We start from the raw sequence: 14,385 nt of genomic DNA, 5'->3' as shown, positions 1-14,385 counted from the left end.
GTGGTTCATCATGGCTGCCGCAGCTGCGGCAGCGGCAAGCACGCCGGCCGCACCTCAGACCGTGGAGGTCCCGGCGGGTCCGCCTGCACCGCAGGAAAAAGACGTCATGGAACGCCAGATCGAGATGGGCGGAATGGGTCATGAGGAGCGGACCTTTACCTACAATCGCATCGAGGCGGACTATTCACGCCAGCGCGGCAAGAACGTCGGCAATTATGATGCCGAGGGCTGGGTCGGAGGCGACCGGGACAAGTTCTGGTACAAGAGCGAAGGGGAGAAGAATGGCCCGCGGACCGAGCAGCTGGAGTTTCAGGCGCTCTACAGCCGCAACGTCTTCACCTATTTCGATGTCCAGGGCGGCGTGCGCTACGACGTCGAGCCCGATAGCCGGGGGTATGCGGTCTTTGGTATACAGGGTCTGTCGCCGTACCGGCTCGAAACCCAGGTGCATGCTTTCGTCGGCTTCAAGGGCGACGTCAGCATCAGGTATAAGCAGAGTTTCGATCTGCTCATGACCAACCGACTGATCGTGGCACCCACGCTGGAGACCGACTTCTATCTGAACGACGCGCCTAGACGCCGGGTGAAGTCCGGATTTTCGGTCATCGAAACGGGCGTGCAGACGCGCTATGAATTCAGCCGCAAGTTCGCGCCCTACGTCGCGATCGTGTACGAGAGCAAGCTTGGCGGGACCGCCCGGTTAGCCCGGTTGGACGGCGAGAATGCGGGGGGCTGGGCGCTGAGAACAGGTATCCGTGCATGGTTCTGAGTCGCCCCCTCGCAGCGGTCATCAGCGCATTCATGAATTGCGGGGACATTGTGACATGAGAAGAACACGGGTTATCTCGGCCATGCTCTTGTTGCCTCTAGCTGTAGCGGCGTGTGGCACCAAAGATGAAACGCCGAGCATTTCTGAGGACCAGATGAACCATTATGCGGGTGTCCCCGAACACGATCACCCGACGAATGCTGCAACAAGCACGACTCCGGAGCCGACTACGCCGGAATCAGCAAAGAAGCGGTAGAGACCACGTCGTTGATCCCCAGCAAGCTTCGGGATCAACGACGCTGACCGCTCAGGCACCTTTCGGCTTGCGACCGCTATTGTGCATGCTGACGATCTTCCAGCTGCTCCCTACGCGCCTCAAGACGCTGGTGGCGACGCCAAGACGTTCAGCAACAGCTCCGGTCTTCGGCTCGATCCTGAAGCGATAGCTTTCGGTCGCGAGCGCGACCGGACCTTCGAAGCGGACGCTGACCTTGTAGTCGGAGAAGTTGAACGACCTGAACGCCGCCAGCTCGGGCCCAAGATGATGGGCGAGATAGGTCGCATAGGTGCCCTCCGATCCGCCCGTTTCAAAAATCTGGGAGTCGGCCGCGAAGAGACGTTCTGTCCCGGTCGCGTCGAGCTTTTCGATCGCCGCTTTGTACTCAGACAGCACCGCTTCCACGGCCTTTGTGTCCGCCATGCGCGACGGAGACTGCGCAGCGACCGCAATCGGCACTACCAGCGACGTGGCCACAGCCACCCTCAGTCCAAGCATCATCTTTTTCCCCTTAGAACGCCAGATGGTTGAGGCCGCCATGCATGAAAGTGCCCCCCAGGAACCCCTGTACCGATATCGCCAGCGTCATCAAACCGAGCAGCCCCCAATATGCAGTGCGAGATCGATCGGGCGCTCTGCGGTGCGCTGTAGCCAGGTAGGCGAGGCCTATCCCGAATACCGCGATCGAGGTGCCAAGCCAGCGATGGGTCATCAGGATCGGATTGCGGTCCCATAGATAGAAGCCGCCAGCGAACCAGCCGAGGAACGCCGCCACGATAGCCCCCAGCGCCCCGACCACGAGCATGACGTGCGCAGCGCGCTGGTAGTCGCGATTTTGGCGCCATAGCCCGAACAGCTCGACCGCGAAGGCGCCGATGAACATCGCGATCGGGAAATGGATGACCATCGTATGGACGCGGCCAAGCCAGCTCACGAGGCGCTCGCCGAAGCTCTTGTTCTTGTTGGCGCCCTCGTCGTGCATGCCGCCCATCGCCATGTCGTCGCCGGCGATATTCGCGTTGAGGCTCGTCATCGAACCCATGGCCATGTGATCATCTGCCTTGGCAGGAGCCGCGCTATTGGCCGCCCCGGGACCTGCGCCCAGCGCGTCATGATCCTCATGCGCGAATGCGAGCGAGCCCGTCGACAGTGCTACAAAGCCCAGCACTATTATCGTAAACCGCTTTGCCGATCGCGTCATCGCATTACCTCGTCTTGAGTGATTTATTGCTCGTGGTGTTTTGGATTGTTGCCCATCGGCAGTGATCTGAACGAGGCTCTAACCCGTCATCTTCAGCATGCCCGGAGCAAGCGCCATCCACATCGCCATGGCCACCATCATCACGTTCTCGGTCAGCGAGATGAAGCCGAGGGGCACGTTGCTATCCCCGCCCACGCAGGCGCATTTCAACTCCCGTTTGTCGATATAGACCGCTTTGAACACCGAGGCCGCGCCAATGGCGCCAATGAACAAGGCGACGGGCACTGACAGCCAGGTCAGCGCACCGGCGATCATCAGCACGCCCGCGCCACCTTCTGCGAACGGGTAGATGTACGAATAGGGCACCCAGCGTTTGGCGAGCAGATCGTACCCGAGGAACATACTGGAAAAGCTCTCGATGTTCTGGAGCTTCAGCAGCGCTAGGACGCACATCGAAAAAGCAATGAACCATTCGCCCGCGCGGATCGTGAAAGGGGTGCCGAACACGGCGTAGCTCGTGGCGAGAGACATCAGCGCCGTCATCGCAAAGACCGCAATCACGGGGCGGTAGGAGACGGCTTTGGGGTCGCTGACTGTCTTGCCGAAAAAGCGGCGCAGATCGTCATAGCCGCCTATTCGCTCGCCAGAGATAAATGTCTGGGGGGTCGTTTTGACCCCATACTCCGCCTTGAAGGCATCGGTTTCTTCGCGGGTCGTAAGCCAATGATCCTCGACCGCGTAGCCCTCGCGCCGCAGCAGATTCTTTGCTTTAAGACCGTAAGGGCACGTGTGTTCCGCCATCACCATCCGGTAGATGGTTGCCTGCTTGGCGGGGCCGGTAGCCATGTGCTTCTCCGCTTCTTTTCTCCGCTTGCAACAGCACGAGCGAATTACCCTAGGTCATCAGTTGAACCGTCCAGGGCGCAAGCTCCTGCGGAACGCCTTTCCACGGTTGCCAAGAGCACATTCAAGGCCCCTGCCCATGCGTCACGGATGCGAGAGGGTTGCCAGGAACGCTCCCGACAACCCGCTGGCAGCTATCGACGTTTACTTGTGCTTGGCTGCCGCCTTGTGCCCACCCTTGTGATGAGCGGCCTTCTTCGGGGCGGCCTTCTTGCTCTTCATGTCCATTTTCGATCCGGGCGCCATCTTCATACCGGCCATCGAGCCGCCATTTGACTGCGCCGATGCGACGCTGATGCCGGCAGTGGCGATACCGATGGCAGCTGCGGTCTGAAGGAGCCTCACGGCGATTTTCAACTTGGTCATAACGTCTCCGATCGTGCCTAGGGCAGCGGCGGTGCAACCGTCGTGCCTACAAGATGATACGCGCCACGAGCCGTTTGCCCTCGGGGGCCAGAAGCATGACAATCGCAAGCAACCATTGCGGCCTAAACCGCTCCAGGTGAACCGGACTGCCGCTTGCTCGTTGAGGATCGAACCACAAAGAAAGGAACCAGCATGACCCGTCTTCTCGGTATGATGAGCATCGCCGCAGTGACCGTCGCCGCCACGCCGGCACTTGCCCAGCACTCGCAGATGGGCGGAATGGCGATGCCCGGGATGCAGGGCATGCAGGGCATGCAGAACATGGGGCCAGCGCAAAAAGAGCTTTCGGCCGCGATGGACCGCATGAACCAGGCGATGATGCAGGGAATGATGGACCCCGATCCCGCCAAGGCATGGATGAAGAGCATGGCCGCTCACCACCGCGGCGCGATCGAGATGTCACAGATTATCATGCGTCACACAAAGAACGCCGAGGTGTTGGCAGAGGCTCGGAAGACGGTCGATGACAATCAGCGGGCGCTCACCGAGCTGCAAGCGAAAATGCGCTGATACTCAGCTGTCCCAGCGGGCCGGTGAGGGGTAGCGACAACGCCACCTTTCACACGTGCGGCTCTGCGAGACAAGATGACAGTCTCGACACTGAAACTCTCGTGAATGGTCGCTGACAGATGCATTCAGAACTGCTTCAACCAGGACGATCTACCAAGACCTCACGTAATGGAACGATGAGGAGAATGGAAATGTTTGGCAAAATGTTTGCGGCTGCCGCACTGGTTGCATCTACAGCTGCTGTTCTAGCACCAAGTGCGGCGCTCGCCCGGGATCGCAACCACGGTGGTTGGCAGAATCAAGATCGTCATTCTCAGGGCGGGTATGGCAACCATGGGTACAACCGTGGCAATGGTGGCCATCGGTATAATCGTGGCGGTGGCCATGGTTACAATGCCGGCAACGGCTATTATAATAATGGCTACTACCCTCGCCAGCATGGCTATCAGCAGCAGCATGGGTATGATCGTGGGTATAACCAGCATTACCAAAGCGGCCACGACAACTATCGCGGCCATTGACCTGGGTTCGCATCCCGAGACTTGACCGGATCGGGGTGCGAGCGCCGCGACTAGCCCTTACAGTAAATATCTCAATAGGGTCACCTGTCCCCGCTACCGCGCAGCAAGTTGTGGATCGCGGTCGCTGCCTGCGCGGCTTGGCCCATTGCGACACTGATCTGATCGAGACTTTCGACAACATCGCCCGCCGCGAACAAACCGCTAACCGAGGTCTGCTGATGCGCGTCGGTGACAACGCAACCGCCTTCGCTAAGCTTCACCCCGATCTCTGCGACGAGTTGCGTGTGCGGTGAAGAGCCAAGCGCAGGATACAGGGTGTCGAACGAGAGCTGGCGTCCATCTGCCAGTCGAACCGCGAGTTGATCGCCATCGATCGATATTTGATCGACCGCTTCTTTGATTATTTCGACACCGAGCCCAACTAGCCGCGCCTCGTCCGGCCAGGAGAGTTCGGGCGAGCGTTGCGTCAGCAGCGTCACGCGTGCGCCGTAGGGGCGTAGGAACTCAGCCTCGGCAGCGCCATGATCGTCACAGCCGAGCACAGCGATATTGGTGCCCTTCGCCTCATAAGCATCGCACACTGGGCAGTAGCGGATCAGGCCGCGCGCCAATGCGTCGTCGTGCGTCTCCTGAGGCATCGAGGGCCGGTGATTTCGAACGCCGGTCGTCAGGATCACGGTACGGCCCTGCCAGCTTGTCGTGTCCGTCGCGACCGAGAACCCGTCCTCGACGATCGCCAGGCGAACCACCCTGCCCTGCTGGATTGTTGCGCCGTACGCCTGCGCCTGCCGTTTCATACGCGACAGCAGATCCGCACCACCAATCCCGTCTGGGAAGCCTGGCAGATTGTGTGACCGCGGGATCGAACTTGCGCGGCCCGCCCCCGCGTCGATCACAACACAGTTGCGTAGAAAACGCCCGAGATAGGTCGCGGCCGTCAGCCCGGCGGGGCCACCTCCGATGATGATGCAATCCACGTTGTTCTGCGACGTCGACCCGTCAGCTGCCGTGCTCATAAAGCCATTCCCCCAAGCCGGCTCTAGCGCGCGCTCTATTCACGTTTACGCGTGCACGGCGATCGTCCCTCACGTCGGGTGTCACGCAGGATCATTCCTGTTCCGCATACGCCCATTGGTCGTCATTTGAGCAAAGTTGGATGGTGGTTCTGCGGCCGAGCTTCCCGCATGAACAAGCCCGAACAGATCGGCGCTTCAATGGCCCCCGTGACCGCCGTGACCACCACCGCCGCCGTGACCGCCGCCACCGCCATGGCTGAATCCACCGCGATGGCCAAAGCCGCCGCCGTGTCCATAACCACCGCCGTGGAGTCCGAAGCCGATCCCAACCGAACCGTAAAAGGGTGACCCATAGCCCGGATAGCCATAGTAGGGGTCGTAAGAGCCCCCGCCGCCCCGATAGCGACCGTTATACGCGAGATTTTGGGCCGGCACTGCAATCAGGCAAGATCGTACACCTTGCGTCTGGGCCGCTGGGACCGGCGCGGCTGGAGGCGCGTCCGGAGCTGACAAGGGCTGCGCTACGAAAGCTCCTGGTGTGTTACACGGCACCGCGAAATAGGCGATATTACGACTCGGAGGACCATACGTCGCGCAACCGCCAAGTGCCGCTGCGAGACCGGAAATTGCCGAAAGTTTCAAAATCTGCGGTGACATGTGGAGCCTCCATCGATTGAGCGTGGATCACGACTGTCGCCGAGGCTGCAAGGCGCATGCACGGCCTCAAACGCTGCTGCCGACCCCAGGCGCCGGCCGGACACACCGGCTGACCAGACGCGCCAGAGCCGCCAATATTAATAGATACGCATCTGGCGCGGAAATCCCTCAAAGCGCGCCGCCTGCTCACTCCATCACTGCGAGCAGATCGTCAACCGTCGTGGTCGCGAACGCGGTAAAGCTGTCCGCGACTGCATAGGGGAGCAGCAGATCGCGGCCGACAACGAGCGCGCCGCAACTGTAGACGACATTGGGGACATAGCCATCGCGCTGCTTGGGGCTGGGAGCCAGAACCGGGCGAGGTGTACGCGCCAGAAGCTTTGAGGGGTCGCCCTTGTCGAGCAGGCAGGCGCCGATGCAGTAGTTGCGGACCGTGCCAACCCCGTGCGTCAACAACAGCCATCCCTCGTCTACCTCGATCGGTGAGCCGCAATTGCCCATCTGGACAAACTCCCAGGGATAGCGCGGCTCGATCAGCTTGGCGCCGCCGCCCCAGCGGAGGATGTCGTCAGATCTCAGCAGCCAGATATTCTTGTTGTCCTGGCGGCCCAGCATCGTGAACAAGCCGTCGACCCGACGGGGAAAAAGCGCCATCCCTTTGCCCGTCGAGGCATCGCCGGTAAGCGCGCGCATCTCGAAGGTGCTGAAGTCGGTCGTGGTCAGCAGCTCCGATCGCGCCTCTGCGCCGCTGAACGCGGTATATGTCCCATGGTAAGCGACCGTGCCGTCACCTTCGTCAAAGCGGACCAGCCTGAGATCCTCGATACCCTGGCGTTGGCTAGGCAACACCGGAAACAGCACGGTTTCCGACAAAGTCTCGCTGCCGCCATAGCGGAGGCGGACCGCGTCGTCGGTATCGGCACGCTCGATGATCGGCTGCATCGACACCGAACTGGGATCATCCACGATCAACGCGCCGCCCGGTTTCCATCGCCCCGTGCGAAACGTTACCGAGGAAAGGTGGCCCTCGCCGATCCCGCGCAGCGACAGGATGATCCGAACCTCGCCATCGACAACGCCGCTTTGGTCGGGATGTAGGACGGCGCCGGGATTGAACAACGCTGCGCTCTCATAGGCATATTCCTGGCTGAAATAGGCTCCGATCAGTCGGCGTCGCGCGTCGTCGCAGCGATCGGCACCTTCGAAGTGATCCGCGACCTCGTCAAAACGCCGCCGCAGCATCGCGTCGACGTCGCGGTGGTTCTGGTCGAGTGACGCGGTGACGCCCTCCAGCTGACGGGTCAATTCCGCCTCGTCTAGCGATAGGATTAAGTCGACCGTCTCCTGAGTGCGTGTCGTGCCAGCGTCAAAGCCACGCGGATAGCCGGGCTCGAATGGCCTGACCAAGGTACGCGACGGATCGGGCCGTAGCGTGACATGAGGAAAACGGAGCTTCGCGCGCTGGATCATGTCAGGCTTTCTCGAATTGTGGCATGTGAATAGGCAGGCTTGGCCAATCAAAGGTCATCCCTATGCATCATGAAGCCTCTACCCAGGCTGGAGATGCCGCAGCACCGCAGCGTTCATCCGGCGCCGCGCCGGGATGTCGACGCGCGCGGCCATAAACCACGAGGCGATGCAGAGTGCAGACAACAGGACAAACCCTGACCATGGCGCAGGTAACTGTGGAAGACCTGGTAGAAGTTTGGGCAGGCCCATCACCCCAAGCGTAAAGACGGGGATTTGCAAGACATAGATGGGATAGGAAATCTCCCCCAGAAAAGCGCTGATTCCTCGACTTGGAACCGGGTTGCGCCCAGCCGAAGCGGCTACAATCAGCGGAAATAGAAACAGCACGCAGGCCGCATCAAATAGCCCCCGCAAGGCAGGTGGTATGGGCGCACCAAGGGCGCCGATCGTGATCACGATGATGATGGCCTGGGGTAGCTTGACGGAAGTCAGCGCTGCTAATCTTCCCTCCTCCCGAGCGCGGTGAATCAAAACTCCGACAAAGAAGGAAAAGGTGACCCTGATTGCGGCTAGATGAGCATCAGGCCAATATGCTCCTCCATTAAGATTGCCGCGAATGAGTACCAATGCCAAAAGGACCAAGCCCGATATGCTGGTGATCTTTCTCAGTCGTTCGACAGTCAGAAATCTGAAACCAAAGCCGTAAACAGCGTTGGCGAGCAGCTCGAATGACAGAGTCCACGCTACAAAGTTCGCAGGAAACAGCGGTTGATACGGGATACCCACCGGTGGCGAAGGCAACATCGCGACGTTGAATATGCCGGAGAGCATTATCTCCGCTGCGAGATGATCGTTTCGATAGTAATAAGCGAGTTCAACGATGCCCAGCGCCAAGGCCAGCAGATAGAACATGGGGTAATCGCGGATCGTACTGAACCCTTTTACGACTTGGACGGGCGATATCGGTGCCATCAAAGTTCGGCGCTAAGATGAAGCGCTGGTTGGGGAAGTAGCCCTGATCCTGCCTATGACGGAGGACGACCATGAGCGCGTATGTCGGTTTGGACGTTTCGTTGAAAGAGACAGCGGTATCGGTGCGACGGGGCGGCAAACGCATCTGGCGTGGAAAATGTGCGTCAGATCCGAAGGTTTTAGCTGATTTGATCCGCGCACGCGCGCCGGACGCCGAGCGGGTCGTATTCGAAACCGGTCAATTGTCGACGTGGTTCTACCATGCGCTCAAGGCCGATGGTGTTCCTGCCATCTGCATTGATGCGCGGCACGCGAACTGCGCTGGATATGGCCGCGAACAAGACAGACGCGAACGACGCGGATGGTCTGGCGCATATTGCAGAAGTCGGCTTCTACCGGGAAGTTCGGGTAAAGGGGTTCGAGAGCATGCTGATGCGTACGCTGGTCGCGGCGCGAGATCAGATTCTCAAAGTGATCGTCCAGATGTCGAACCAGATTCGCGGACTGATGAAGACCTTTGGCCTAGTCGTGCCGAAAAGTGCTGGTGGTGCTTTTGAGGGCCATGTCCGTCGATTACTGGCGGATAATACCCAGCTTGAACGGATCGTCTTGCCGATGCTCGATGCCTGGCGAGGGTTGCGTATGCAGGCTGCTAAACTTGATGGGCAACTTCGTGCCGCCTCGCGGTTGGATCAACGATGCGCTCTACTCATGTCCATTCCTGGCATCGGTCCGGTCACGGCGTCTTCGTTCGTCGCAGCCGTGGAAGAACCTGGCAATTTCAAATCATCTCGTGCGGTAGGCGCTTGGCTTGGTTTGACGACTAGGCGCTACCAGTCCGGCGAAGTCGATTACGGCGGCCACATATCCCGTCGGGGGAGATCCGCGCCTCCGCGGCCTGCTTTACGAGGCCGCTGTCGTGATCCTGACGCGTCGACGGGCGAAAGCACTTTGAAACAGTGGGGTGTCGGATTGAGGGAACGTCTCGGCTTCAAGAGAGCAGCCGTGGCGGTCGCTCGCAAACTTGCCGTCATCATGCACCGTATGCTGCATACAGGAGAGCTTTTCGACCGGACCGCTGGCGCTGCCGTCAGCTGACAACAGCTTGACCGAAATGCCAGCCTGAGGATGCCCCTGCCGGGGCGTAGGCCGGATCATTCCGCTATGTCCGTTGCGAGAGGCGACACTGCCTGAATGCGCATAGAACATTGGAAGATCCGCTTTTACGAAAACCCATCCTGCGGCGCCAAATGGCGACCGCGTAGACGACCATGTACCGGCAGAAGCAGTCATCAGATGATGTTTTTAACAGGTAGGAAATGCGCCCGATGAAATCTCCTTGACCCCACCGCGATTAGACGACGGATCGAGCGGGTCCGGTAACCGGATGGCTACGAAATCCGGTTAATCCTCCGGTGACAGGGCCGGCATTCCGGGCTTTGGGGGAATTTCCAACACCATGTTTCCGATTATCGGCATCGTCGTCCTGCTCGTCATGGTATTCGGCGGCTTCGCGTTTACCGGCGGGGCGCTCGGCCCCGTGCTCGAGGCGATCCCGCACGAGATGCTCATCATCGGCGGTGCGGCCGCCGGCGCGCTGATCATCGGCAATTCGGGCAAGGAGCTCAAAGGCCTCGGCGGCGGGCTGATGAAGGTCTTCAAGGGCCCGAAATATAAGAAGCAGGATTATCTCGACGTCATTTTCCTCGTCAGCAAGCTGATGAAGATGCTGCGCGTCGACGGGCCGATCGCGCTCGAGCCGCATGTCGAGGACCCCAATTCCTCCGCGGTCTTCGCCGAATACCCCAAGCTGCTGAAGGACCATGCGCTGATCAACCTGATCGCCGACACGCTGCGCCTCGTCGTGGTGTCGAGCGGTACGCTCGACGTGCATGCGGTCGAGGAGGTGATGGACCAGTCGATCAAGACGCATCATCACGAGGAGGAAAGCGCGCACGGCACGCTGACCAGCCTCGCCGACGCGCTGCCTGCGCTCGGCATCGTCGCGGCGGTGCTCGGCGTGGTGAAGACGATGGGATCGATCGACAAGCCGCCGTCGGTGCTCGGCTCGATGATCGGGTCGGCGCTGGTCGGCACGTTCATGGGCGTGCTGCTGGCCTATGGCATGGTCGCGCCGCTGGCGAACCGGCTGAAGCAGGTGCTCGACGCCGATGCCTCGATCTACGGCGTGGTGAAGCAGATCATCATCGCCTCGCTCCACGGCCATCCGCAGCCGCTGGTGATCGAGGCGGCGCGCTCGGGGATCGCGCATCGCAACCAGCCGGGCTTCGCCGAAGTCTTTGACGGGCTGCGCGGGAAGTAGGATGGCACGCGCGCCGCACGGGGCGAACCAGCCGCCCAAGATCATCGTCAAGAAGGTCTATATCGAGGGCCATGGCGGCCATCATGGCGGTGCCTGGAAGGTCGCCTATGCCGATTTCGTGACCGCGATGATGGCGTTCTTCCTGCTGCTGTGGATCCTCGGCGCGACGACCGAGAAACAGCGCAAGGGCATTGCCGACTATTTCGCGCCGACGCTGATCGACACGCACACGCTGGGGATCGGCGGCGGGGCGCTGCTGGGTGGCGAGTCGATCCTGTCGAAGAACAAGATCGGTCCGCAAGCGGGGCAGACCAGCCTGCCGCAGATCGCCATTCCGAATGCGGGCGCGGGCGGCGCGGACACCGGCACCGGGCCCAAGGGCAACAAGAAGGGGCTCGACGCGCTGAATGCGGAGGATCGCCGCAATTTCGACGCGATGCGCCGCAAGGTGCTCCGCCAGATCGAACAGTCGAAGAACCTGTCGCGTCTGGCGAGCCACATCCGCTTCGTGCCGACGCAGGACGGGATGCGCATCGACCTGATCGACGATGCCGATTATTCGATGTTCGCGCTGGGCACGACGGCGCTCGACGCCAGGGCAGGCGATCTGATCGGGATGATCGCGGGATCCATTGCAGGGTCGGCGAACCCGATCATGATCCGCGGGCACACCGACAGCGTGCCCTATGGCGATCCGCGCGCGATGAACAACTGGATGCTCTCGTCGGGGCGCGCCGAGGCGACACGACGGCGGCTGCTCGCCGGCGGCACGCCCGAGGCGCGCTTCGAACGGATCGAGGGTGTCGCGGACCGCGAGCCGCTGATCGTCAAGAACCCGAGCGATCCGCGCAACCGGCGCGTCGCGATCACCTTGCTCTACCGTCGGGGTCGTTTCGGCAGCTAGCCCGGCGCGACGACCCGGCCGGTGTCCGCCGGGGTGGTGAGGGGCGGCAACGGCGCGTGCGCCCTGCCTAATGCGAAAAGGGGCCGGTGGCGAACCACCGACCCCTGTAGTCGCTCAGATCGGTCGACCCGCGTCGCTTATTCGGCGACAGCCTCGACCTTGCGCTTGCGCTGCGGCGCGGCAGCCGGGGCTTCGGTCTTGCGGGCGCCGGGCTTGCGACCGAGACCGATCTTCTTGGCCATGGCACGGCGGCTTTCCGAATAGGTCTCGGCGACCATTGGATAGTCCGGCTTCAGCCCGTAGCGTTCGCGATATTCGATCGGCGTCATGCCGTGCGTCGCCAGGTGACGGCGCAGTGTCTTGTACGGCTTGCCGTCGATCATCGAGATGATGTGATCTTTCGATGCCAGCGATTTCCGGACCGAGACTGCGGGGTGTATTCGGCGACGGGCTCGACCACGGGCTCCTCCGTCGACGTGCCCAGCAATGCAGACACGGTGTCGTGCATCTTGCCGAGGAACGACGGAACCTCTTCGGCGGACGTGCGCGTATTGGGGTTTGTCAGCCACGCGATCGTCAGTTCGGTCGCCAATTCAACAGCGTTCAGCTCAATAATGTCTTCGGACATGATATGCTCCAGTCTTTGATCGACGCCTACGCCTATAGCACCCTATAATCAACATCCGATTTGAACCTATTATGCCATTTGCTATGCATTTTTCTTCCAAAAGCCGTGCCGCACGGTATCAAGACGCAATTTCCCGGCTTGGATGCAGTCTCGAGGAAGATCGGGAAGTGGTCTGGGCAGACACTTACTATAGGGGATAATGTCCGATATCTTCATTAACTATGATGCAGATCAGGCCTGATTGATCCGTGGAATGAATATGGGACCGATACCATGGACCTGAATGCTACTGCGGAGGAAGGACGGTCGACCCGAACCCGTCACTGTCTTTGACGGTCCTTCCGAAGTCTGGGGCGGCGTGTGGCTGAGGTCGGCCGGCTGAAGCCGGACGCGTGTGCCGCAGTGCATCGAACCCGGGCAGCAGGCCTAGCGCTGGAGCGCTGATCTGACGGGGGCGGACCGGGCTTCGGTTGCCGAGGTGGTCGGTAGTGTGTGAGCTAAGATCTGATTGCTTGGGGCATTGCCGATCGGCCGCCCGACGGATCGCCTTAGGCGCTGACCGTCGTCTCACCCACCTGGTGAGAATGGTGCCCGGAAGAGGACTCGAACCTCCACGACCTTGCGATCGCCAGCACCTGAAGCTGGTGCGTCTACCAATTCCGCCATCCGGGCACGGGGTAGGAGGGCGCCTCTAGTGGAGGGTTGCGATGCTTGTCAACAACCCTCTTGCTGGGGCAAAGGGCGGGCAGGCATAAAGAATTGGACGGACGGGCGATGAACGACAGACTGGTGACGCTGATCGGGGGCGGAGGTTTCGTCGGCCGCTATGTCGCGCAGGCGCTGCTGGCGTCGGGTGCGCGGGTCCGGATCGCACAGCGCGATCCGCGGCAGGCGTTTTTTCTCAAGCCACTTGGCGGGCTCGGGCAGACGCAATTTGTCGGCGCGACGTGACCAAGCCCGCGACGATCGCGCAGGCGGTGCAGGGTGCGGACATCGTCGTGAACCTGGTCGGGGTGCTGGCGGGTGATTTCCACGGCGTCCAGGCGCTCGGCGCGCGGACCGTGGCGGAGGCAGCCGCCAAGGCGGGGGTCGGCGCGCTGGTCCATGTCTCGGCGATCGGTGCGGACGCCGCATCGGACTCGGCCTATGGCAAGTCGAAGGGCGAGGGCGAGGCGGCGGTCCGCGCGGCCTTCCCCAACGCGACGATCCTGCGGCCGTCGATCATCTTCGGGCAGGAGGATCAGTTCGTGAACCGCTTCGCCGGAATGATCGCCAAGGCGCCGGTCGTGCCCGTGCTGCGCGCTGGAGCCAAGTTCCAGCCCGTGTTCGTCGGCAACGTCGCGGACGCGATCGTCGCCGCGGCCTCGGCTCCCGAGACGTTCGGCGGCAAGACGCTGGAGATTGGCGGGCCGGACGTCATCACCATGGGCAACCTGATCCGCTGGATCGCCGCCGCGATCGGCCGCGAACCGTCGATCGTCGAATTGCCCGATTTTGCCGGGGCACTGATCGCCAAGGCCGGGTTCCTTCCAGGCGCGCCGATCACCCAGGATCAGTGGCGGATGCTGCAGAGCGACAATATCGTCACCGGGGTCGACGGGCTGAAGGCGATGGGGATCGAGGCGACGCCGATGTCGACGGTCGCGCCGGGCTGGCTCGTCCGTTTCCGCAAGGCTGGGCGGTTCGGTCGCCGTGCCGCAACTCGGGCCGACACCCAGGTGGACACGCATTCGGCGACCCACGTGGTCTGATCCCGATGCGGGTCCAGCCGCCATCGACACTGATCGACCAGTCCTGATTCACCGCGC

Annotated in this window: 14 protein-coding genes, 1 tRNA gene and 2 pseudogenes; 8 read left to right on the top strand and 9 right to left on the bottom strand. The window is 61.4% G+C overall.

What is annotated here, in order from left to right; all coding sequences use genetic code 11:
* Positions 1-10: 10 nt before the first annotated feature.
* A complete protein-coding gene (locus NI18_RS00170; RefSeq protein WP_198526906.1) occupies positions 11-769 on the top strand; it encodes a copper resistance protein B in 759 nt (252 codons plus the stop codon).
* Between the two features lie 307 nt (positions 770-1,076).
* Here NI18_RS00170 and NI18_RS00165 read toward each other — a convergent pair whose 3' ends face one another.
* The 4 genes from NI18_RS00165 to NI18_RS00150 form a co-directional block, all read right to left on the bottom strand.
* Positions 1,077-1,547, bottom strand: a complete 471-nt coding sequence (locus NI18_RS00165; RefSeq protein ID WP_037527171.1) for a nuclear transport factor 2 family protein — start codon at positions 1,545-1,547, stop codon at positions 1,077-1,079.
* A gap of 10 nt (positions 1,548-1,557) precedes the next feature.
* Positions 1,558-2,247, bottom strand: a complete 690-nt coding sequence (locus tag NI18_RS00160; RefSeq protein WP_306286113.1) for a DUF2231 domain-containing protein — start codon at positions 2,245-2,247, stop codon at positions 1,558-1,560.
* A 78-nt stretch (positions 2,248-2,325) separates the two neighbouring features.
* Positions 2,326-3,093 (bottom strand): glutaredoxin, encoded by a 768-nt coding sequence (locus NI18_RS00155; RefSeq protein ID WP_037527169.1) that lies wholly within the window; start codon positions 3,091-3,093, stop codon positions 2,326-2,328.
* Between the two features lie 201 nt (positions 3,094-3,294).
* The gene (locus NI18_RS00150) at positions 3,295-3,516 is read right to left on the bottom strand and encodes a hypothetical protein (protein ID WP_037527167.1); all 222 of its coding nucleotides are present in this window, start codon (positions 3,514-3,516) and stop codon (positions 3,295-3,297) included.
* Positions 3,517-3,708: 192 nt separating this feature from the next.
* Between NI18_RS00150 and NI18_RS00145 the strand changes: the two genes are divergently transcribed.
* Both NI18_RS00145 and NI18_RS24005 read left to right on the top strand, forming a co-directional pair.
* Positions 3,709-4,086: a DUF305 domain-containing protein gene (locus NI18_RS00145; RefSeq protein WP_037527165.1), complete on the top strand. Its 378-nt coding sequence runs from the start codon at positions 3,709-3,711 to the stop codon at positions 4,084-4,086.
* Positions 4,087-4,271: 185 nt separating this feature from the next.
* Positions 4,272-4,607, top strand: a complete 336-nt coding sequence (locus tag NI18_RS24005; RefSeq protein WP_157840457.1) for a hypothetical protein — start codon at positions 4,272-4,274, stop codon at positions 4,605-4,607.
* An 80-nt stretch (positions 4,608-4,687) separates the two neighbouring features.
* Here NI18_RS24005 and NI18_RS00135 read toward each other — a convergent pair whose 3' ends face one another.
* On the bottom strand, positions 4,688-5,623 hold the full coding sequence (locus NI18_RS00135) for an NAD(P)/FAD-dependent oxidoreductase (protein WP_037527163.1): 936 nt from the start codon (positions 5,621-5,623) through the stop codon (positions 4,688-4,690).
* A 168-nt stretch (positions 5,624-5,791) separates the two neighbouring features.
* Here NI18_RS00135 and NI18_RS25395 point away from each other — a divergent pair, with 168 nt between their 5' ends.
* On the top strand, positions 5,792-5,971 hold the full coding sequence (locus NI18_RS25395) for a hypothetical protein (protein ID WP_183937220.1): 180 nt from the start codon (positions 5,792-5,794) through the stop codon (positions 5,969-5,971).
* 495 nt (positions 5,972-6,466) lie between these two features.
* On the opposite strand, the gene NI18_RS00125 is transcribed toward NI18_RS25395, so the two are convergent.
* Complete coding sequence (locus NI18_RS00125) at positions 6,467-7,750, bottom strand: glycoside hydrolase family 130 protein (protein ID WP_037527161.1); 1,284 nt, start codon at positions 7,748-7,750, stop codon at positions 6,467-6,469.
* A gap of 78 nt (positions 7,751-7,828) precedes the next feature.
* The gene (locus NI18_RS00120; RefSeq protein WP_037527158.1) at positions 7,829-8,662 is read right to left on the bottom strand and encodes an acyltransferase family protein; all 834 of its coding nucleotides are present in this window, start codon (positions 8,660-8,662) and stop codon (positions 7,829-7,831) included.
* A gap of 336 nt (positions 8,663-8,998) precedes the next feature.
* Here NI18_RS00120 and NI18_RS00115 point away from each other — a divergent pair, with 336 nt between their 5' ends.
* The 3 genes from NI18_RS00115 (at position 8,999) to NI18_RS00105 (ending at position 11,949) form a co-directional block, all read left to right on the top strand.
* Positions 8,999-9,820, top strand: coding sequence for an IS110 family transposase (locus tag NI18_RS00115; protein ID WP_306286112.1), 822 nt, complete (start codon positions 8,999-9,001; stop codon positions 9,818-9,820).
* Positions 9,821-10,181: 361 nt separating this feature from the next.
* A complete protein-coding gene (gene motA / locus NI18_RS00110; RefSeq protein ID WP_031394196.1) occupies positions 10,182-11,045 on the top strand; it encodes a flagellar motor stator protein MotA in 864 nt (287 codons plus the stop codon).
* A gap of 1 nt (position 11,046) precedes the next feature.
* Positions 11,047-11,949, top strand: a complete 903-nt coding sequence (locus NI18_RS00105) for a flagellar motor protein MotB (RefSeq protein ID WP_031441540.1) — start codon at positions 11,047-11,049, stop codon at positions 11,947-11,949.
* Between the two features lie 137 nt (positions 11,950-12,086).
* On the opposite strand, the pseudogene NI18_RS00100 reads toward NI18_RS00105, so the two are convergent.
* A pseudogene (locus NI18_RS00100) lies at positions 12,087-12,577 on the bottom strand (MucR family transcriptional regulator).
* 585 nt (positions 12,578-13,162) lie between these two features.
* Positions 13,163-13,249 (bottom strand) — tRNA-Leu (locus tag NI18_RS00095).
* A 102-nt stretch (positions 13,250-13,351) separates the two neighbouring features.
* Between NI18_RS00095 and NI18_RS00090 the strand changes: the two are divergent.
* Positions 13,352-14,328, top strand: a pseudogene (locus NI18_RS00090) (complex I NDUFA9 subunit family protein).
* Positions 14,329-14,385 lie beyond the last annotated feature (57 nt).

The organism is Sphingomonas sp. Ant20 (genome assembly GCF_000783375.1).
Taxonomy (GTDB): Bacteria; Pseudomonadota; Alphaproteobacteria; order Sphingomonadales; family Sphingomonadaceae; genus Sphingomonas; species Sphingomonas aerolata.
Note: the sequence above shows the minus strand (reverse complement) of the source record. Positions and strands in the feature narration are given on the sequence as shown.